Origin of the sequence: Nocardioides sp. NPDC057767, assembly GCF_042798275.1 — a bacterium.
Lineage (GTDB): Bacteria > Actinomycetota > Actinomycetes > Propionibacteriales > Nocardioidaceae > Nocardioides.
Genome location: NZ_JBHVKJ010000008.1, coordinates 81982 through 101974 on the forward strand (window position 1 = coordinate 81982; position 19993 = coordinate 101974).

Here is a 19993-nt window from a genome sequence, read left to right on the forward strand (position 1 = left end):
TGGTCCAGCCCCCGCTGACTTCGTGGGGCGCAAGACTGCCTTACGCGACCAGTTGCTGACTACCCGGGGGCGCATCGGGCTCCCCCGGCTGGGTTCGCTCGCGCGGGCCCTGTCGCAGGTGGTCACTGCTATTCCAGACGTACGCAGCGCCGCCACGGTTGCGCTCTACGTCTCGATCGGCACCGAACCGGGCACCGGACCTCTTATCGACGAGCTGGACGCAGCCGGGAAACGCATCCTGCTTCCGTGCCTGCTGCCGGACAACGACCTGGACTGGGCGGTCTACGACGGCGATCTGGTCCGGGCGGCCCGGGGGCTCCTGGAGCCCGGCGGGGAGCGGTTGGGCGTCTCCGCGATCGCCGGGGCCGATGTCGTGCTCGTCCCCGGCCTGGCCGTCGACTCGCAGGGCCACCGGATGGGACGGGGCGGCGGCTCCTACGACCGGATCCTGGCTCGGGTGCCGTCCGGAACATTTACCTGCGCGCTTCTCTATCCATGGGAGATCGGGGTCCCGGTGCCGGTGGAGGAGCACGACCGGCCCGTGGGCGCGGCCGCCAGCGCGGAGGGAATGCAGCGCTTCTCCTAGGCGTTCGCTAATATTGGCAGTCGCGCCCGTCGAGTGCCAGATTCTGTTCTAGGAGAAACGTGCCCACCTACCAGTACGCCTGCACCGAGTGCGGCCACGCCTTCGACCAGTTCCAGAGCTTCAGCGACGCCTCGCTGACCGAGTGCCCCGAGTGCGGCGGCAAGCTGCGCAAGGTCTTCAGCGCCGCCGGCGTCGTCTTCAAGGGCTCCGGCTTCTACCGCACCGACTCCCGCTCGGGTTCGTCGTCGACGTCCTCCACGACCTCGACCACGTCGTCCTCGAGCACCTCCTCGCCGGCCCCCGCCGCCTCCGGCTCGTCGGACTGATTCCACCCGCCACGACGGGTTATCCACAGGATCATCCACATCCTCAGGTGGACTGTGGATAGCGAGATGCGGGAATCTCGGGCGCGACTTAGCGTGCCCGCATGTTCACTCGAATCACGTCCTTCTCCCGCCGCGTACGCCGCGGGGTCCTCGCCCACCGACGCCTGCTGGCGTTCCTGCTGACCGCCTCGGCGGTCGCGATCGGGTTCTCGGCCACCAGGCCGGACCCACCCGACACGTCCACGATGGCGGTGGCCTCCCGAGATCTCCCGGTCGGCACGGTCCTCACCGCCGCCGACCTGACCGACGTCGAGACCGATCCCGGCAGCGTGCCCGCCGACCTCGCCGAGGCGCCGCTCGGGGAGCGCCTCGCGGCACCGCTGCGGCGGGGTGAGCCCGTCACCGACGTACGCCTCGTGGGGCCGGAGCTGACCGAGGGACACCCCGACCTGGTGGCCGTCCCGGTCCGGCTCCCCGATGCCGAGATGGCCGGCCTGCTCCATGTCGGCGACACCGTGGACCTCTATGCCACCGACCCCGCCACCGCCGAGACAGCACGGGTCACCACCGACACGCTGATCCTCAGCCTCCCTCAGGCCACCGACCCGACCCGCGATGATTCTTCCGCACAAGGAAAGACCGAGGGGTTTGGCGTCACGAATACTTCGGCGGGGCGTCTGGTCATCGTCGGAGTCGCCGCGAACAGCGTCGAGGACGTCACATCTGCGGGAGTGGGTGGCTATCTCACCTTCGCGTACTGACGGCCCACGCACGCCATATCCGGGGTCTCCTTCACCTCACACAATGAGCACAGGAGAAAGCAAGACATGGACGGTTTCAAGAAGTTCCTGCTCCAGGGCGATCTGATCAAACTCGCGGTCGCCTTCATCATGGGTGGCGCGTTCGCCACAGTCGTGACCGCGACGGTTGACGTCATCATGGACCTGCTCGGCAAGCTCGGCGGCACGCCGGACTTCTCGAACTACGAACCGGGCGGCATCAGCATCGGCGCATGGCTGACCGCCGTGATCGCCTTCCTCATCATGGCCTCGGTCGTCTACTTCATGATCGTGAAGCCCTACACCGCCGCCAAGGAGCGCTACTTCCCGGACCCCGACCCGGGCGAGACCGAGATCGACATCCTCAAGCAGATCCGCGACAGCATCGCCGTTCGCTGACGCATTCGCGCCAGAACGGATCGCCTCGGGCTCCGCTTCGGCAGGTGCCGTCTCACCCACCGTGGTGAGGCGGCACCTGCGATTTCAGCCAGCGATCCGACGCCGACTCCTCCGACTCGGTCGATGACTCCCGCTCGTCCTGAGTCGTCTCGGGGAGTACGTCACCGAAGATCCGCGCCAGCCGCTGCTTGCGCTTCCACTCCGGCTCTTTGGGCTCCTCCGGCCCCTCCACCTCGGGAGAGGTGTCTTCAGCCATCAGCAGAGACCCGCGCGCTCGCGCGCCGCCTTCGCCTCTTCGGCGATCTGGGCGAGTTCTTCCTCCGAAGCGCCGCTGCTGGCACCGTCCGACGCGGCATCCGACGACTCACCGGACGCGGCATCTTCAGAGGGCTTCGTGTCCGCGGTCTCCCCGTCGGTCGAGCCGCTGTCAGACGGCGCGTCGCCAGTGTCCTTGCTCTTCTTGCCGGAAGCCTCCCCGGCATCCAGCGCCCCGGCGGCGATCTTCTTCGTCAGCGGCTTGTCGTTGGCGATGGCCTTGAAGACGTTCTTCGCCTTCTCCTCGTCGAGCACGACGGTGGCCTCGGGGTTCTCAGGGTCGGGGACCGTCGGGATGGTGAGGAACTTGATGTTCTCCATCCCGATGCTCTGGAACCCGGCGCCGATCTTCGCCATCGTGTCGAGGTTGTCCTTGAGGCCCTCGTCCATGGTCAGGCCCTTGGTCGCGGCGTTCAGGAAGCTGAGCACCTTCGTCGGGCTGGACAGGGTGTCGCCAGAGAGCAGCTTGGCCGCCATCGACCCGATGAACGCCTGTTGACGCTTGGACCGGTCGAGGTCACCGCCGTCACCGAGACCGTGTCGAAGGCGCACGTAGTTGAGAGCCTGTTTGCCCGTCAACTTCTGCTTGCCCGCGTCGAAGTGAGCGCCGGTGTACTTGTCATCGACTTCCTCAGGAAGACAGACGTCGACGCCGTCGATGGCATCGACCATGCCCTTGAAGCTCGCGAAGTCGACGACCACGAGATGGTTGACGGTGATGTCGCACTTCTTACCGCACATCTCGCTGGCGACGGACTCGAGCTGGGTGATCGTGCAGGTCGGACCGGCGGTTGCGTACGCAGCGTTCCACCGAACGTACTCGGCCGGTGCCGTGCTCCCGTCCTCGGTCTTGCACGAGGGACGATTCACCATCGTGTCGCGCGGGATCGAAACGCCGTAGGCGAACTTCCGGCTGGCGGACAGGTGCAGCAGGATGTTGGTGTCCGAGCCACCGCCGCTCTCGCCGTCGACGCCACATCCCTTGCAGTCGCGGCTGTCCGAGCCCATCACGAGGATGTTGATCGGTTCCTTCGGGCCGATGTCAGCGGCCTTCTCGCCGAGACTGACGGTGCTGATGTTCGACCGCAGGTCGCGGTAGGTGTAGACGACGAACAGCCCGACGATCAGCGCCAGCACGAGCAAGGTCGAGCTGAGCACCTGCCACACACTGATCCGCGGCTTGTCGCGGTCCTCGTCGTCGCCCGGGTAGGGGGCGTACGGCTCGTCATAGCCACCCTGGGCCGGATAGTCGTCATAGGGCTCGTCGTCGTAACCAGCGGCGTACGCAGCACCGTGCCGCCCTGCGGGCGGGTAGGCCTCGTGACGAGCCTCGTGCAGCTCGTCGCGTGAGGACGTACGTCCACGAGGCCGGTCGGCAGGGGCAGGGGCGTTCCAGTCGAACTCGCGGGCAGCCGGCGGGGCGAGCTGCTGGTCGGGAGCCTTGGGCGCGGAAGGTGCAGCCTGAGGGTCCTGGCGATACCAGTCCTGCACGGGCGCGACCGCGGTCTCCTCGACCGAGGGCACGGGCGCCGGCGGAGCGGGTACGTGCCGCGCGGGGCGGGGTGTCTCGCGCAGCGCCGGAGCGACGGCGGTCACGTCCGGGTCGCTCCACTCCTGAGGTGACGGCGAGGCAGGTGTCGGCGACGCACCCGAGCCCCCTCGGCCCATCGCCTGATAGCGCTCGGCCCGGGTCGGCTGCCGCCGCACCGGTTCGACGCGGAGAGGCTCGACACGCGGCGGCTCGGCGACGGAATGATCGACGGGCACCGGCTCCTGACGAACCGGACGCGCAGCGCGGCGACCACCACCCGGTGACGCCCCTGGACCCGGAGGCGGCGGCGACACGAACTCGGACTGCGGACGCGCGGCCCGCCGTCCACCACCGGGCTCCGCCGACGGCTGGTCGATCGGTACGTCAGCGGCCCGAGCACCACGGCCCGAGCGAGTCCCCCCGGACTCGTTGCCGGCAGGCTCGTCGGCGCCGTACATCCACTCGAATCCGGACACGCCCGAGCCAGAATCCGCACCCCCACGTCGGGGAGGCAGGGAGGGGTCAGGCATAGATCACCGTCACTCGTCGCTTGTCATCGGGGGGATTCGGGTTGAGTCGACGGTGACTCAACCTACGCGAGGGCCCCAAGTTTGGCCCCTGACCGCATCGAACCCCAAACCGTAGTATTACCCGCCACCATGGCAAGATATCCGCGAACGCCCCAGTAGCTCAGTGGATAGAGCAGCCGCCTCCTAAGCGAAAGGTCGCAAGTTCGACTCTTGCCTGGGGCACCAAGCACCACCCGCCACACCATCCCGGATCGGCCCGGTCTGGCAGCTGACCTGCGGATAGCCTCAGTGCAGCGAGCCATCCGGCGCTCCGACCCGCCAGTCGAAGAACGGGACCTCGAGGCCGGCACGCGTCGGAGCGCAGAGGAACGGACCCGCGCTCACCTCCTCGCGCGCCGCGAAGGGGAGCACGCGCACCAGCTGCCAGCTCGCATCCTCCCGGCGTGCCCGGATCGTCAGAGCGTCGTCCGCCCAGCTCACCCGGAACGTCACCCTGGTGGCGCCCCATTCGGGAGCGGACGAGGCCGACCAGTCCGATCGTCCGTCGGTCACGACCGCTCCGATCTGGGGAACACCGTCGGCGAACTCGATACCCGCCTTCACCCAGTGCTCGTCCGAGGCGCGCACGAAGATCCCGGCCTGGTCGAACTGCTGCGAGAACGGCGTGCCGAACTCGACCTCCATGGCTGACCCCGGAGCGAACGGGGTGACCAACGCGTGCTCGGTGTCGTGCACGAAGCCGTACGCGGTGTGTCGCCACGCGTCGCTGCCCTCGACCGCGGTGGCGAGCAGGGCGCCTTCGGGCGTCACCCGGGCAGCGGCCGGCTCATGCGTCCAGCGGCCTGCCGACCAGTCGATGTGCTGATTCCGGGCGGATTTCTGATTCACTCGAGCACCTTTCGCCCTGGCCGTCAGCCTCGGGAAGCCACCTCGAACCGGATCCCCGCAGCCTGGAGCCGCTCGAGGAGCGCATCGCCCATGGCGACCGCCGTGGTCACCGACCCGGAGGTCTCGGGGAGCTCGTCGAAGGCGAGGCACAGGGCCGACTCGGCGAGCATCTTCGAGGTCTCGGTGTAGCCGGGGTCGCCCCCGGACACCTTGGTGTGGATCTTGCGGCCGTCGGTCTCGGCGACGAAGTCGACCGTGAACCACGACTTCTCCCGACGGCTCTCGGAGGGTCCGGTGCCTTGCTTGACCCGCTCGCCGAGCTTGGCCCGCAGCAGCGGCACCTGCATGGCGAGGGCGAGGCCACCGGCGCCGAGCGCACCACCGACGGCGTACCGCAGCGTCTTGGTCCCGGCGTAGTGCGAGTAGGTGAAGGCGGGGCCGTACGCCTCCAGGGCTCGCCCGGAACGGGCGACGATGAACGGGTCGATGGTCGGCAGCGGCAGCAGCCAGTAGCCCAGTTCACGATCGCGACCCAAGGAGGGCTTCGCCGGTCGAGACGTACGTCCCTCCGGCCGCACCTCGAGCGCCCGGCGCTCGCGCGCCGCGGTCGCCATCTCCCGGGGGCGCGACATCTGGCCCAGCGCCGAGTGGAAGGTGCCGCCGGAGAAGGTCGCGTTGCTGCGTACGACGCCCTTCATCGTCAGCGGCCCGGTGATCTCGCCACCGGCGGCGAGCTCGCGCACCGTGTAGTAGGCGCCGAGGTCGTGCGGGATCGAGTCGAACCCGCAGGCGTGCACGATCCGGGCGCCGTTGGCGCGGGCGGTGGCGTCGTACATCACGAACATCCGGTCGACGAACTCAGGCTCTCCGGTGAGGTCGACGTAGTCGGTGCCGGCCTCCGCGCAGGCCTTGACCAGCGGCTCGCCGAACTCCAGGTAGGGCCCCACCGTGGTGATCACGACCCGCGCGCGAGCCGCCAGCGTGGCCAGCGAGGCGGCATCGTTCACGTCGGCCTGGATGAGCTCGACCTCGCCCGCGCCGAGCCCGTCGCGGACGGTCTCGAGACGCGACAGCGAGCGGCCCGCGAGCGCCCACCGCAGCCCGTCGGGCGCGTGCGCGGCCAGATAGTCGGCGACCAGACCGCCGGTGAACCCGGTCGCGCCGAACAGGACGATGTCGAGATCGCGAGAAGTCGTCATAGCCGCTACCTTTCCAGAAGCAACGAAATCCGAGACGGCACGGGCCTCTGAGTGATCAAATGTTGCATCAATAGGGATACTCTTGAGCGGTTTCTTTCGGCACCATCCCCGACGACGAGACGAGTGAGACGAGCCTGTGGGTGACGCGGTGATCAGCGTTCTGCTGGCCGACGGTCACGACGTCGTGCGTGTCGGCGTGCGTACGGTGCTGCAGCGCGAGGCGGACATCGAGGTCGTGGGCGAGTCCCGCACGGCCGCCGAAGCACGCCCGCTGATCGCGACGCTCCGTCCTGACGTACTCATCCTCGACGCCCATCTCCCCGACTCCTCCGGAGTCGCGCTGTGCCGCGAGGCGCTGGCGATGAAGAGCGACATCCGCTGCCTGATCCTGGCCACCGACGCCGACGACGAGGTGATGAGCCAGGCGATCATGGCCGGCGCCGCCGGTTACGTGCTCAAGCAGATCGAGGCGGCGAGCCTCGTCTCCGGCGTACGCCTCGTGGCCAGCGGCCACACCCTCTTCGACCCGGAGGCCGCCGCCAAGGTCGTGCACAACGTCGAGGAGCGCCGCCGGATGCACGAGGTGGTCGCCGAGCTGACCCCGCAGCAGCGGCGGATCCTGGTGCTGCTCGCCGAGGGCATCTCCAACCGGCAGATCGCCGACCGGCTGGTGCTCGCGGAGAAGACCGTCAAGAACCACATCACCGGCCTCCTCGCCAAGCTCGGTGTCAGCCACCGCACCCAGGCCGCCCTGATGGCGAGCCAGCTGCTCGAGGACGGCGTCGTGCCCCGCCCGGCGCCCCCGGGCGACAACGCCAGGCCCGCCAAGGGCCCAGCGCAGAACGGCGGTCCGGTCCCCCCGCATCCTCGCGGCCAGGCTCCTTCCCACGCACCCGGTCGTTCCCGGTAGGCGCCGCGGCGATCCGAGTACCGTGGTTGGCATGTGCCGCAACATCCGCCCGCTCCACAACTTCGAGCCGCCAGCCACCAACGACGAGGTCACCGCTGCCGCCCTGCAGTTCGTACGCAAGGTGAGCGGCACGACCAAGCCCTCCGCCGCCAACCAGGAGGCCTTCGACCGCGCCGTCGCCGAGATCGCCCACATCACCCGGCATCTCCTCGACGACCTGGTCACCAACGCCCCGAAGAAGAACCGCGAGGTCGAGGCCGCCAAGCGCAAGGCCCGCGCCGAGGCCAGGTACGCCTGATGACGCTCGCCCCCGGGGCGACAACCAAAGAGACGTACGCAGCAGCCCTGGTCCTCCTTCACGACCGACGCCTCGTGGTGCTGACCGGGGCCGGCGTCTCGACCGACTCGGGCATCCCCGACTACCGCAGCCCGGGAAGTCCCTCACGCCAGCCGATGACCTACCAGCAGTTCATCTCGGGCCCGCAGGAGCGGCAGCGCTACTGGGCGCGCAGCCACCTCGGCTGGCGGCGGATGGGCAGCGCCGTGCCGAACGCCGGCCACCGGGCCCTGGCCGCGATCGACCCCGAGCTGCTGATCACCCAGAACGTCGACGGGCTGCACGAGCAGGCGGCACCGGAGCTGGCCGGGAGCGGCCGCATCGTGACGCTGCACGGCCGGGTGGCCGACGTGATCTGTCTGTCCTGCCGCACCCTGAGCCCACGCCGCGACCTGCAGGAGCGGATGGAGGCGCTCAACGCCGGCTGGGCCGAGGCACATGCGGACGTGGAGACCCGGCCGGACGGCGACGTCGCCCTCGAGGAGACGCAGGACTTCGTCGTGCCCGACTGCGAGATCTGCGGGGGCATCCTCAAGCCCGACGTCGTCTTCTTCGGGGAGAACGTGCCGAAGGACCGGGTCAACCGGTGCATGGCTGCGGTCGACGCGCTCGCGGAGAACCTGGGAGGTTCCGAGCTCCGCGGCGAGCGGCACGAGGGGAAGGGCGTGCTGCTCGTCGCGGGCTCGAGTCTGGCGGTGATGAGTGGCTACCGGTTCGTGCGCCGGGCGGCCAAGGCCGGGATCCCGATCGTCATCGTCAACCGTGGCGCCACCAGGGGCGATGGGGAGGCTACGTACAAGCTGGAGGTGGGGACCAGCGAGTTCCTCACCGCGCTGTCCTCACGCAGAGCGTGACTGGATCGGCAGGTCTGCCATGCGGCCGGCGGCCTCGTCGACCGACAGCCTGGCTCCGATGAAGAAGTGGTAGACCGGACCTTCGTCGATCAGCAGCACCTTGGCGCTGTGGAAATCGCCACCGAGGTCGGTGAGCACGATCTCCTCGCCACGCTTGAGATGACGGGTCAGGCCGGTGTCGGTGTGGTGGACGGCGACTGGGCGGAACGTCTCATCCAGCTCGCGACCGCGAGCGGGCAGATGAACGACCTCCATAGAGCTCTCCCCTCCGGAGACCCCCGCAAGTCTCGACATGACAACTGCTGAAGCCCACATGGATCACCGGCCTCCAGCAGGCCCCGCACGTCAAACATAAGCATCGATGACGTAATCGGTCCAGAGTGATGTGCCGAATTCTGCCGACGTCGAGAGAATTTCACCCACGGTTGCAAAAGTGGGTGCGAAGTTGCCACACCGATGCCGACTCGTGGAGCCGATCGGGAGCGAATCTGCCGGTCAGAGCGCCTTGACGAAGATATGGTCCGCGGCCTCGGGGATGATCTCCGCGGTCTCCCCACCGGAACCGAGCAGCACCCCGTCGGGGGTCGCCTTGATGGCGACGGTCTGGTCCGGGATCGCACCGACCCGGCGCAGGGCGCTCATCAGCGACTCGTCCTTCTGCATCTCCTCCGAGATGCGTCGCACCAGCACGGTGGCACGCTCGGAACCCGCCGCGGCGGTCAGCGACTGGACGCCGGCCATGAAGTCCTCGTCGGCGGGCTTGCCGCCGAGCTCGTCGAGACCGGGGATCGGGTTGCCGTAGGGAGACTCGGTCGGGTCGCCGAGCAGATCGAGCAGCCGCTTCTCGACGGTCTCCGACATGACGTGCTCCCAGCGGCACGCCTCCTCGTGGACGAGCTCCCAGTCGAGGCCGATGACGTCGGTGAGCAGCCGCTCGGCGAGCCGGTGCTTGCGCATCACCCGGGTGGCCAGGCGAAGGCCCTCGTCGGTGAGCTGCAGGTGGCGGTCGCCCTCGACGGTGAGCAGACCGTCTCGCTCCATCCGGGCGACGGTCTGGGAGACCGTGGGACCCGACTGGTGCAGGCGCTCGGCGATGCGGGCGCGCAGCGGAACGATTCCCTCTTCGACCAGCTCGTAGATGGTGCGAAGGTACATCTCGGTGGTGTCGATGAGGTCGCTCACGAATTAATCCTACATCCTTGAATCAGTCAAAAAAACCGAACCCAGCAGGGTGTGTCCCGGACGACGTCGGCCTGCAGGAGAGATCAGCACGCGTGATCCCCTAAGAGCCCTGGCGTTCTAGGGCTTCGTTGTATCTCGACAGCATAGCGCTGAGTCGATCGATGTCGTCGGGACTCCAGTCGGCCAGCCGGTCGCTGAAACGTACGCGGCGCTCCCGGGCCACCCGGTCGAGCCCCTCGCGCGCCTCGGCGGTCAGCGAGACCAGGCTGGCCCGCCCGTCCTCGGGATCGGGATGACGCTCGAGCAGGCCGAGGTCGACGATCGTCTGCACCATCCGGCTGACCGCCCCCTTGTCGATGCCGAGCCCGTCGACGAGGGCGGAGGCCCGCAGCGGACCGTGCTCGGCGACCCAGGTCAGCACCATGTAGCCACCCGGCGGGAGGTCGGGGTGGAGCATCCGGCCACGGATGCGCATCGCCCGCTTGGCCCGTCGCATGAGCACCCCGACCTCGGCCTCGAGCCGGATCAGCGACTCCACCCGAGGAGCATCGATGCGGTCGTCCTCGGCCGGCTCGGCGGGCTCGGCGGGCTCGGCGGGCTCGTCAGCGGCGGTCATCTCCGAACAGCTCCCTCGGCTTCGGTCTCGGCCTCGGCGAGGGCCTTCTCGTCGGGGAGGTCCTCGACGCTCGTCTTGAGCGGGACCTCCTTGATGCCCACGATAGCGACCAGCGCGAGCAGGGCACACGGGATGGCCACCAGGAAGAGGTCGGCGGTGGCGACGGCGAAGGCGTGCTCGTAGAGGGCCTGCATCGCGCTGGGCATGCTCGCCGGGTCGGCGAGCCCGCCGCTCTGCAGGCTCTGGAGCTCCTCGGGGGTGACCTTCCCGCTGGCCACCAGCTCGGGGATGCCGTCGGTGATGACGTCCTCGACCCGGTGGGAGAGCACCGCACCGAGAGCGGCGATGCCCATCGAGCCGCCCATCGACCGGAAGAAGGCGACGACCGAGGAGCCCGCGCCCATGTCCTTGTTGTCGAGGTTGTTCTGCACCGCGAGCACGAGGTTCTGGTTGGTGGAGCCGACACCCAGCCCGACGACGGCCATGAAGGCGCCGACCAGGGCGAGATTGGTGTGCTCGTCGATCGTGCTGAGCAGGTAGAGCCCGATCGGCAGCATGATGCCGCCGAAGAGCAGGTAACGCTTCCAGCGCCCGGTGGCGCTGATCAGGCGTCCGGTGACCATGCCGGCGACGGAGAGCCCGAGCACCATGCAGATCGACATCAGGCCGGCGTGGGTCGGCGTCATCCCGCGGGCGGTCTGGAAGTACTGCTGCAGGTAGACCGTCGCGCCGAACATCCCCGCGCCGACGAAGAACGAGGCAATCGTCGAGAGCACCATGGTGCGGTCGCGGAAGAGCCGCAGCGGGATGATCGGCTCCTTGGCGACCCTGCCCTCGACCAGGATCGCGACGGCGAGCACGACGAGGCTGCCCGCGACCAGGGCGTACGACATCAGCGAGGCCCACTCGAAGGACGCACCACCCAGCGTGACCCAGATCAGCAGCGTCGAGACACCGGCGACCAGCAGGAACGCACCGAGGTAGTCGATGTTGACCTCGCGGCGTACGTGCGGGAGGTGCAGGGTCTTCTGCAGCAGGATGAAGGCGACCACGGCGAACGGGACGCCGACGTAGAAGACGCCGGGCCAGCCGACCGGGGAGTCGACGATCACGCCGCCCACGAGCGGGCCGATGACCGTGGCCAGCGCGAAGACTGCGCCGATGTAGCCGGAGTAGCGGCCGCGCTCACGCGGGGAGACGATCATCGCGATGATCACCTGGATCAGTGCGACGATGCCGCCCATGCCGAGCCCGGCGATGACCCGGCCGGTGATGATCACGGGCATCGACGGGGCCAGGCCACAGATCGCCGAGCCGACGATGAACAGGCCGAGGGCGACCTGCACCAGGACCTTCTTGTTGTAGAGATCGGCGAGCTTGCCCCAGATCGGCGTCGTCGCGGTCATCGCCAGCATGCTCGAGACGACGATCCAGGTGTAGCCGCCCTGGGTGCCGCCGAGGTCGGTGACGATCCGCGGCAGGGCGTTGGCGACCGACGTGCTGGACAGCATGGCGACGAAGAGCGCCATCAGGAGGCCCGAGAGGACCTCCATGATCTGGCGGTGGGTCATCTCCGGCGCGGCGATGGCCTGCGAAGGCTGCGGGGACTCTGACAAGTGCGGGCTCGACTCTCACGAGAGACTGGTTGAATATCGTCAACCAATGTATCTGGTTTTAGTTGCTAAACGCAACTTGTCGTCGGCCGGTCCGCGCGCGGCCGCGTTCTCCGAAAACGGGGCGACCCGCAGGCGGGCCAGGTGGCCGACCCGGTGGATGAGTCCGGTACGCCTGCGGGTCGGGTGGCTGCCGTTGGATTGCCAGCTCCCCATCCATGGTTGGAGGGCTGCTAGCGAGCAGCCACCTCACGCATCCAATCGTTCTTCATCTGATCGGATCACCTCCTTTCCCGTGTGCCTCAACGGTAGGCGTCGAGGCCGGCCGGGTTCAAAGGGTTTATTTCAAGCGGTCGCGGGCTCCTCCTCGACGATCGCGTGGCTGAACTGCGACTGGTAGAGCTCGGCGTACGCCCCACCGGCCTCGAGCAGCTCGGCGTGGTCGCCCTGCTCCACGATCGCGCCGTCACGCATGACCAGGATCAGGTCGGCATCGCGGATCGTGGATAGCCGGTGGGCGATCACGAAGGACGTACGGTCCGAGCGCAGCGCCGCCATGGCGTGCTGCAGGAGCAGCTCGGTGCGGGTGTCGACCGAGGAGGTCGCCTCGTCGAGGATCAGCAGCGACGGCTCGGCGAGGAACGCTCGCGCGATCGTGACCAGCTGCCGCTCGCCCGCCGAGAGGTTGCCGCCCTGGTCGGTGATCAGGGTGTCGTAGCCGTCGGGGAGCGAGTGCACGAACCTGTCGACGTACGTCGCCCGGGCTGCCTCGAGGAGCTCCTCATCGGTCGCGGACGGCCGGCCGTAGCGGATGTTGTCGCGGATCGTGCCCTCGAAGAGCCAGGTGTCCTGGAGCACCATGCCGGTGCGCCCCCGCAGGTCCGCGCGGGGCATCGCGGCGATGTCGACGCCGTCGAGGGTGATCCGGCCGGCGTCGAGCTCGTAGAACCTCATGATCAGGTTGACCAGCGTGGTCTTGCCGGCTCCTGTGGGACCGACGATCGCGACGGTCTGCCCGGGACGGGCCACCAGCGACAGGTCCTCGATGAGCGGCCTGTCCTTGTCGTAGGCGAACGAGACGTGCTCGAAGCGGACCTCGCCGGCGCCGGACGACCCGTCCCTGGTTGCTCCGACGTCGGGCGACTGGTCCTCGGCGTCGAGGAGCTCGAAGACCCGCTCGGCCGAGGCGACGCCCGACTGGAGCAGGTTCATCATCGAGGCCAGGGTGGTGATGGGCTGGGTGAACTGGCGCGAGTACTGGATGAAGGCCTGCAGCTCGCCCAGGCTCAGCGCGCCGCTGGCGACGCGGAGCGACCCGACCACGCAGACCACCACGAACATCAGGTTGCCGACGAACATCATCAGCGGCATCAGGATCCCGCTGATGAACTGGGCCTTGAAGGCGGCGGCGAAGAGCTTGTCGTTCTCCTCGGCGAAGGTCTTCTCGACCTCCTCCTGGCGGCCGAAGACCTTGACCAGGTCGTGGCCCGAGAAGGTCTCCTCGATGTGGCCGTTGAGCTTGCCGGTGCTGCGCCACTGGGCCACGAACTGGCCCTGCGACCGCTTCATCACCGCGCCCGTCACGACCAGCGAGACCGGCACCGCGAGCAGCGCGATCAGGGCCAGCACCGGGCTGATCCAGAACATCATGAACAGCACCGCGACCAGCGTGAACAGCGCGGTCAGCACCTGGCTGAAGGTCTGCTGCAGAGTCTGGCTGATGTTGTCGATGTCGTTGGTGACCCGGCTGAGGAGCTCACCTCGCGGCTGCTTGTCGAAGTAGGACAGCGGGACGCTGTGCACCTTCTTCTCGACATCCTCGCGCAGCCCCTTCACGGTGCCCTGGACCACCGAGTTGAGGATCCAGCCCTGCGCGAAGGAGAGCATCGAGGCGACCAGGTAGACGACGAGCACGACCATCAACGCGTTGCGCAGGGCGTCGAAGTCGACGCCGTGGCCGGGGTTGACGTAGTCCATCCCGGAGAGCATGTCGGCGAGCTTGTCGTCGCCCTGGGCGCGCAGGCCCTCGACCGCCTCCTCCTGGGTCACCCCCGCCGGCAGCTCGCGGGAGAAGATGCCGCCGAAGATGATGTCGGTCGCCTTGCCCAGCAGCCACGGACCCAGCGACATCAGCGTCACGCTGATCGCGGCCAGGACGATCGTCGCGAAGGCGTGGACCTTGTAGGGCGCCATCCTTCTCAGGAGGCGCTTCGCCGAGGGGACGAAGTTCATCGCCTTGTCCCCCACCGCGCCGCCGGCACCCATCGGGCCGGGGCCGCCCTGAGGACGTACGATCCGCTCGGTCTTCTTCATGGTGTCGCTCATGCCGCGGCCTCCTCTGCGCTGAGCTGGGAGGAGACGATCTCCTGGTAGGTGTCGTTGCCGGCGAGCAGCTCCTCATGGGTGCCCTCGCCGACGATGGCGCCGTCCTCGAGCACGAGGATCTTGTCGGCGTCGCGGATGGTGGAGACGCGCTGGGCGACCACGATCACCGTGGCGTTACGGGTCTCGGGAGCGAGCGCGGCGCGGAGCCGGGCGTCGGTGGCGACGTCGAGCGCCGAGAAGGAGTCGTCGAAGAGATAGATGTCGGGGCGGCGTACGAGCGCACGGGCGATGGCCAGGCGCTGCCGCTGACCACCGGAGACGTTGGTGCCGCCCTGGTCGATCTCGGCGTCCAGACCGGTGCCGCCCTCGGGCGCCATCTTCTCCACGAAGTCGCGTGCCTGGGCGACCTCGAGCGCGTGCCAGAGCTCCTCGTCGGTGGCGTCCGGCTTGCCGTGGAGCAGGTTGGAGCGGACGGTGCCGGTGAACAGGAAGGCCTTCTGCGGCACCAGCCCGAGGCAGCTGCGCAGGGTGGTCGGGTCGAGGTCGCGTACGTCGATCCCACCCACCCGGACGACGCCGGCCGTCGCGTCGAACAGCCGTGGGACGAGGCCCAGGAGGGTCGTCTTGCCGGCGCCGGTGGAGCCGATGATCGCGACGGTCTGCCCGGGCCGGGCCTCGAAGGTGAGGTCGTGGAGGACGGGGTGGTCGGCGCCGGGGTAGGTGAAGCCGGCTCCGACCAGGTCGACGTGGCCGCGCCGGGAGATCTCGGTGATGCCGGCGCTCGGCGGGGTCACCGACGTCTCGGTGTCGAGGACCTCGGCGATCCGGTCGGCGCAGACGGCCGCGCGCGGGACCTGCATGAGCATGAACGTGCCCATCATGATCGACATCAGGATCTGCATCAGGTACTGGAGGAAGGCGGTCAGCGGGCCGACCTGCATCACCCCGTTGTCGACCCGGATGCCGCCGAACCAGATCACCGCGACGCTGGCGACGTTGATGACCAGCATCATCAGCGGGAACATCGTCGACATCCAGCGCCCGGCCCGCAGCGCGACGTCGGTGAGCTCGTCGTTGGCCTTGGCGAAGCGCTCGGTCTCCTGACGCTCGCGTACGAACGCGCGGATCACCCGGATGCCGGTGATCTGCTCACGCAGGATGCGGTTGACCGCGTCGATGCGCTCCTGCACCTTGCGGAAGTTGGGGACCATGCCGCGCACGACCACGGTCATGGAGAGGAGCAGCACCGGAATGACCACGGCGAGCAGCCAGGCGAGGCCGGCGTCCTCCCGGATGGCCATCACGATGCCGCCGACCATCATCATCGGCACCATCACCGCGAGCGTGCAGGTCAGCACGGCGAGCATCTGGACCTGCTGGACGTCGTTGGTCGTCCGGGTGATCAGCGAGGGGGCGCCGAAGCGGCCGACCTCGCGGGCGCTGAAGGAGCCGACCTTCGCGAAGATCGCCGCGCGCAGGTCGCGGCCGAAGCTCATCGAGCTGCGTGCGGCGAAGTAGACGCTGGCGATCGAGCACAGGATCTGCACCAGCGCCACGGCGAGCATGATCGCGCCGATGCGCATGATGTAGCCGGTGTCGCCCTCGGCTACGCCCTTGTCGATGATGTCGGCGTTGAGGCTGGGCAGCAGCATGAACGCCGAGGTCGAGAAGAGCTGCAGGATCGCGATGACGACCAGGAATCTCTTGTACGGGAGCAGGTAGTCCCGCATCAGTCGGAGAAGCATTCAGGGGGTCTCTCTGGTCAGGCTGTGCTCGATGAGAATCCCACCGAGCAGCACGTCGATGACGTCCTCGCTGCTCAGCGGCTGATTCGTTCGGTTCAGACCGGGGAGCCAGGCCCCGATCGTGAGGCTGCGCAGCACCAGCGCGGCCTTGCGCGGCGGCAGCCGCAGCTCGTTCGCGTGCGGCTCGAAGACGAGCCGCGTCAGGTTGTCGATCAGGGCCTTGTTGGCCTCGATGACGAACCTCGGTGGACCGTGGGGATGGCGTACGCCCTCGGGGTTCGCCTCCTCCATCACGGCCGAGCGCACGGCCATCATGACGAGGACACCACGCTGCGAGCCCGCGGCCAGCAGGTCGATCACGGCTCGGAGCTTGTCCTCGATGTCGCCCTTGTCCTCGACGACGTCCGCCATCGACTCTCCGGTCCTGACCGGGTCGAAGACGTTCTCCGCCACCGCCCGGTAGAGCTCCCGCTTGTCTCGGAAGTGCCGGAAGATCGTTCCTTCCGCGACTCCCGCCGCCTCGGCGATCAGCCTGGTGGTGGTCGCCGTGCCGTGCTCGATCAGCAGCGTCTCGGTCGCCGCGATGATCGCAGCGCGCCGGTCGGCTGCAGGAATCGGCTTCGCCCGCGTACGTCGTTCGTCCACATCCCGAGGGTAAGTGAGTGAGCACTCACTCACAACCCAATTATTGGGTGAACGGTGGATATCCAAACTCTGTTCGAGAGATGGCGGACTAAGGCATGCTGGGCCCACTGTCTGGCCGACAAGGGCCGTGACAGCGGTGGTCCGACAATCTCGACCACCAGATCCGGAAATGGAGACAGCATGCGTAGGTTGTTGACAGGTGCGACCGCGGTCGCACTGGGGGTCACCGGCGCCCTCGTCATGGCGAACTCGGGAACCGCCACCTCCGACAAGGAGGTCCGCTATGTCGTGGCATATGCCGAGGGATCCTCGGCCGCCACTGCCCGTGCCGCGGTGAAGGCCGCCGGGGGCGAGATCGTCTCGGAGAACAGTGCCATCGGTGTCGCGACGGTGACCGCGGGTGAGGACTTCGCCGAGGCGGCCAACGCCTCGAGCGCCCTCGTCGGCGCGGCCCAGGACAGGATCGTGGGCGCCAACACCCCCGACGGGGCGAGCAACGCCCGCAAGCAGGAGGTGTCGAAGGTCGAGACCGAGATCCGTGGCGGCAAGGGCACCGCGCCCAAGGCGCCGAAGCCCAAGGGAGGCACGGAGCCGCTCTCCGGCCTGCAGTGGGACATGAAGCAGATCCACGCCGCGGAGGCCAACAAGACCGAGCGCGGCAAGGGTGTCCGCGTCGGCATCCTGGACACCGGTGTCGACGGGTCGCACCCCGACATCGCGCCCAACTTCGACGCGAACCTGAGCCGCAACTTCACGACCGACATCCCGGTCGACGCCAACGGCGACAACGTCGACGGCCCGTGTGAGGACGAGCCCGACGCCTCCTGCGAGGACGCGGCCGACGTCGACGAGAACGGCCACGGCACCCACGTCGCCTCGACCATCGCCTCGCCGGTCAACGGCGTCGGCATCACCGGCGTCGCCCCGCAGGCCGACATCGTCAACCTCCGCGCCGGCCAGGACTCCGGCTACTTCTTCCTGCAGCCCTCGGTCGACGCGCTCACCTACGCCGGCAGCAACGGCATCGACGTGGTCAACATGAGCTACTACGTCGACCCGTGGCTGTTCAACTGCACCAACCACCCGGCCGACTCCGCCGCCGACCAGGCCGAGCAGGTCACGATCATCACCGCGATGCAGCGTGCCCTCGACTACGCCCGCGCCCGTGGCGTGACCCTGATCGCGGCCGCCGGCAACCAGGCGATCGACTACACCAAGCCGCAGACCGACGCGAGCAGCCCTGACTACGCCAGCGAGCCCGGCGAGGCCGCCTATGTCCGTGACCTGCTCGACCCGGAGTCGTGCGTCTCGATGCCCACCGAGGGCAACGGGGTCATCGCGGTCAGCGCCACCGGCCCGTCCGAGCGCAAGTCCTACTACTCCAGCTACGGCAACGGCTTCGTCGACGTCGCGGCGCCTGGTGGCGATGGGTACGACACCGCCGACGGCAAGCGCGACTTCGCCGCCAACATCCTGGCCGCCTACCCCTACGACCTGGCCGTGGCCGACGGCGCGATCGACCCGGCGACCGGCGAGGTCCTGGTCCCATGGGCCGTTGCGGACTGCTCCAGCGGCGAGTGCTCCTACTACCAGTACCTGCAGGGCACCTCGATGGCCTCCCCGCACGCCGCTGGTGTGGCCGCGCTGATCGTCGGCGAGTTCGGCAGCCGCGACCTCTCCGGCAAGACCCTCTCGCCCGCCAAGGTCGAGAAGATCCTGCTCAAGTCGGCCACCGACAAGGCCTGCCCGGTCCCGGCGGACTTCACCTATGTGCGCCACCTGCCCGACGGCTCGACGCGGACCAGCACGCACACCTGTGAGGGTGGCGACGCGCCGAACGGCTTCTACGGCAGCGGCATCGTCAACGCCGAGGCGGCAGTCAGCCGCTGACCTGGTGCGGGGATACCCGGTTCATCGGGTATCCCCGCACTTCTCGGGCATTGCAACACCTGAGAGGCATAGCATCCCCGTCACGGGGCCAGCCTCTCCGTGCGCCACTTGCCGCCGTCGCGCCGGTAGACGAGCCGGTCGTGCATCCGCCCCGGCCGCCCCTGCCAGAACTCCACGGTCTCGGGCTCGACCCGGTAGCCGCCCCACTCCTCCGGCACCGGGACCGGCTGGCCCTCGAACTGCGCCTCGACCCGCTCGTACGCCGCCTCCAGCTCCTCGCGCCCGGTCACGACCCGGCTCTGGGGGGAGGCATGGGCTCCGAGCTGGGAGCCGCGCGGACGCTGGGAGAAGTAGGCCTCGACGTCTGCTGCGGAGAGCTCGTGGGCGACGCCGTCGATGCGTACCTGACGCTCCAACGGGTGCCACGGGAAGAGCACCGCGCAGCGCGGGTCGTGCGCGAGGTCGGAGCCCTTCCGGGAGGCGGTGTTGGTGAAGAAGGTGAAGCCCGCGGCCGAGAACCCCTTCAGCAGCACGGTCCGCGACGAGGGCGCGCCCTCCGCCGAGACGGTCGAGACCACCATCGCGTTGGGCTCGACGATGCCCGCGTCACGCGCCTCGGCGTACCACCTCTCGAACTGTTGGAACGGGTCCGCCGCGAGGTCGTCCTCGGTCAGACCGCTGCGGGTGTACGACTCACGAGCGGCCGCCAGCTCAGCTGAGAGATCCATGGTCTCAACCTACGACCTCGTGGAGTCCCCGCGTCGGGGGCTCAGCCCACACGGAGTCAGTTCATGAAGGCCTTGACCTGCGTGCCCGACTCGTCGAGCTTGTCGCCCAGCTGCTCCAGCGCAGACCCGACCTTCGCGAGGAGCTCGGCGATCGTCTCGAGCGAGCCGGAGAGGTCGTCGAGCGCCGAGCCGGCCCCGCCGATCTCCTTCGCCGCACTCGCGATCGACTTGGCCGGACCGTCGGCCATCGGCACCCGGCCGAGCCCCTCGGCGACATCGGCGAGGCGGTCGACGCCCTTGGAGATCGCCGTCGAGATGCCGCCCAGCGAGGTGGCGACGTCACCGAGCGCGTCCTTGACGCCGCCGGCGCCGTCCCCGACCAGCACGGCGCCGGCCTCGCGGGCGCGCCCGCCGGCCGCCTCGAGCCCCTCCCCGAAGGAGTCGAACAGCTGGGGTAGCCGCTCGAGCGTCGCCAGCACGTCCTTGTTCTCGGTGATCAGCTTGATCACCTTGTCGATGTCCTTGGCGTTGAGGCCACCGACGAGCTTCCCGAGGTCCATGGTGGCGACACTAGCGCCGGACCCCTACCACGACC

At 68.6% G+C, this 19993-nt stretch carries 21 protein-coding genes and 1 tRNA gene; 9 read left to right on the forward strand and 13 right to left on the reverse strand.

The window, feature by feature from the left end:
- The first annotated feature begins 22 nt into the window (after positions 1-22).
- The 4 genes from ACFVDI_RS06450 (at position 23) to ACFVDI_RS06465 (ending at position 2090) form a co-directional block, all read left to right on the forward strand.
- Positions 23-586, forward strand: a complete 564-nt coding sequence (locus ACFVDI_RS06450; protein WP_378901752.1) for a 5-formyltetrahydrofolate cyclo-ligase — start codon at positions 23-25, stop codon at positions 584-586.
- 59 nt (positions 587-645) lie between these two features.
- Complete coding sequence (locus ACFVDI_RS06455) at positions 646-912, forward strand: FmdB family zinc ribbon protein (protein ID WP_378901755.1); 267 nt, start codon at positions 646-648, stop codon at positions 910-912.
- A gap of 101 nt (positions 913-1013) precedes the next feature.
- The gene (locus ACFVDI_RS06460) at positions 1014-1673 is read left to right on the forward strand and encodes an SAF domain-containing protein (RefSeq protein WP_378901758.1); all 660 of its coding nucleotides are present in this window, start codon (positions 1014-1016) and stop codon (positions 1671-1673) included.
- A 66-nt stretch (positions 1674-1739) separates the two neighbouring features.
- Positions 1740-2090 carry an MscL family protein gene (locus ACFVDI_RS06465; protein ID WP_378901761.1) on the forward strand — a complete coding sequence of 117 codons (351 nt, stop codon included), beginning with the start codon at positions 1740-1742 and terminating at the stop codon, positions 2088-2090.
- 52 nt (positions 2091-2142) lie between these two features.
- On the opposite strand, the gene ACFVDI_RS06470 is transcribed toward ACFVDI_RS06465, so the two are convergent.
- Both ACFVDI_RS06470 and ACFVDI_RS06475 read right to left on the reverse strand, forming a co-directional pair.
- Complete coding sequence (locus tag ACFVDI_RS06470; protein ID WP_378901764.1) at positions 2143-2346, reverse strand: hypothetical protein; 204 nt, start codon at positions 2344-2346, stop codon at positions 2143-2145.
- A complete protein-coding gene (locus tag ACFVDI_RS06475) occupies positions 2346-4172 on the reverse strand; it encodes an LCP family protein (RefSeq protein WP_378901767.1) in 1827 nt (608 codons plus the stop codon). The genes ACFVDI_RS06470 and ACFVDI_RS06475 overlap by 1 nt, the downstream gene beginning before the upstream one ends.
- Positions 4173-4615: 443 nt before the next feature.
- Between ACFVDI_RS06475 and ACFVDI_RS06480 the strand changes: the two genes are divergently transcribed.
- Positions 4616-4691 (forward strand) — tRNA-Arg (locus ACFVDI_RS06480).
- 60 nt (positions 4692-4751) lie between these two features.
- Here ACFVDI_RS06480 and ACFVDI_RS06485 read toward each other — a convergent pair.
- Both ACFVDI_RS06485 and ACFVDI_RS06490 read right to left on the reverse strand, forming a co-directional pair.
- Positions 4752-5354 (reverse strand): DUF1349 domain-containing protein, encoded by a 603-nt coding sequence (locus ACFVDI_RS06485; RefSeq protein WP_378901770.1) that lies wholly within the window; start codon positions 5352-5354, stop codon positions 4752-4754.
- A gap of 23 nt (positions 5355-5377) precedes the next feature.
- Entirely contained in the window at positions 5378-6553 is a 1176-nt protein-coding gene (locus ACFVDI_RS06490; protein ID WP_378901773.1) for a saccharopine dehydrogenase family protein, read from the reverse strand.
- Positions 6554-6701: 148 nt separating this feature from the next.
- Here ACFVDI_RS06490 and ACFVDI_RS06495 point away from each other — a divergent pair, with 148 nt between their 5' ends.
- The 3 genes from ACFVDI_RS06495 to ACFVDI_RS06505 are packed head-to-tail and all read left to right on the forward strand — an operon-like array spanning position 6702 to position 8654.
- On the forward strand, positions 6702-7463 hold the full coding sequence (locus tag ACFVDI_RS06495) for a response regulator (RefSeq protein ID WP_378901776.1): 762 nt from the start codon (positions 6702-6704) through the stop codon (positions 7461-7463).
- A 31-nt stretch (positions 7464-7494) separates the two neighbouring features.
- On the forward strand, positions 7495-7761 hold the full coding sequence (locus tag ACFVDI_RS06500) for a DUF2277 domain-containing protein (protein WP_328527545.1): 267 nt from the start codon (positions 7495-7497) through the stop codon (positions 7759-7761).
- Entirely contained in the window at positions 7761-8654 is an 894-nt protein-coding gene (locus ACFVDI_RS06505) for a Sir2 family NAD-dependent protein deacetylase (protein ID WP_378901780.1), read from the forward strand. The genes ACFVDI_RS06500 and ACFVDI_RS06505 overlap by 1 nt, the downstream gene beginning before the upstream one ends.
- Here ACFVDI_RS06505 and ACFVDI_RS06510 read toward each other — a convergent pair.
- The 7 genes from ACFVDI_RS06510 to ACFVDI_RS06540 form a co-directional block, all read right to left on the reverse strand.
- On the reverse strand, positions 8640-8909 hold the full coding sequence (locus ACFVDI_RS06510) for a hypothetical protein (RefSeq protein WP_328527547.1): 270 nt from the start codon (positions 8907-8909) through the stop codon (positions 8640-8642). The genes ACFVDI_RS06505 and ACFVDI_RS06510 overlap by 15 nt on opposite strands.
- A 240-nt stretch (positions 8910-9149) precedes the next feature.
- Entirely contained in the window at positions 9150-9836 is a 687-nt protein-coding gene (locus tag ACFVDI_RS06515; RefSeq protein ID WP_378901783.1) for a metal-dependent transcriptional regulator, read from the reverse strand.
- Between the two features lie 100 nt (positions 9837-9936).
- Positions 9937-10452: a MarR family winged helix-turn-helix transcriptional regulator gene (locus ACFVDI_RS06520; RefSeq protein ID WP_378901786.1), complete on the reverse strand. Its 516-nt coding sequence runs from the start codon at positions 10450-10452 to the stop codon at positions 9937-9939.
- Positions 10449-12068: an MDR family MFS transporter gene (locus ACFVDI_RS06525; protein ID WP_378901789.1), complete on the reverse strand. Its 1620-nt coding sequence runs from the start codon at positions 12066-12068 to the stop codon at positions 10449-10451. Before ACFVDI_RS06525 ends, ACFVDI_RS06520 begins: the two co-directional genes overlap by 4 nt.
- Before the next feature lie 342 nt (positions 12069-12410).
- A complete protein-coding gene (locus ACFVDI_RS06530) occupies positions 12411-14390 on the reverse strand; it encodes an ABC transporter ATP-binding protein (RefSeq protein ID WP_378901792.1) in 1980 nt (659 codons plus the stop codon).
- Complete coding sequence (locus tag ACFVDI_RS06535) at positions 14387-16135, reverse strand: ABC transporter ATP-binding protein (RefSeq protein ID WP_378901796.1); 1749 nt, start codon at positions 16133-16135, stop codon at positions 14387-14389. Before ACFVDI_RS06535 ends, ACFVDI_RS06530 begins: the two co-directional genes overlap by 4 nt.
- Positions 16136-16780: a TetR/AcrR family transcriptional regulator gene (locus ACFVDI_RS06540; RefSeq protein ID WP_378901799.1), complete on the reverse strand. Its 645-nt coding sequence runs from the start codon at positions 16778-16780 to the stop codon at positions 16136-16138.
- Positions 16781-16960: 180 nt separating this feature from the next.
- On the opposite strand from ACFVDI_RS06540, the gene ACFVDI_RS06545 reads away from it, so the two are divergent.
- The gene (locus ACFVDI_RS06545) at positions 16961-18670 is read left to right on the forward strand and encodes a S8 family serine peptidase (protein WP_378901802.1); all 1710 of its coding nucleotides are present in this window, start codon (positions 16961-16963) and stop codon (positions 18668-18670) included.
- 80 nt (positions 18671-18750) lie between these two features.
- Here the strand turns inward: ACFVDI_RS06545 and pdxH are convergent, their stop codons facing one another.
- Both pdxH and ACFVDI_RS06555 read right to left on the reverse strand, forming a co-directional pair.
- Positions 18751-19398, reverse strand: a complete 648-nt coding sequence (gene pdxH, locus ACFVDI_RS06550; protein ID WP_378901805.1) for a pyridoxamine 5'-phosphate oxidase — start codon at positions 19396-19398, stop codon at positions 18751-18753.
- A gap of 56 nt (positions 19399-19454) precedes the next feature.
- Positions 19455-19958, reverse strand: coding sequence for a hypothetical protein (locus ACFVDI_RS06555; protein WP_378901808.1), 504 nt, complete (start codon positions 19956-19958; stop codon positions 19455-19457).
- Positions 19959-19993 lie beyond the last annotated feature (35 nt).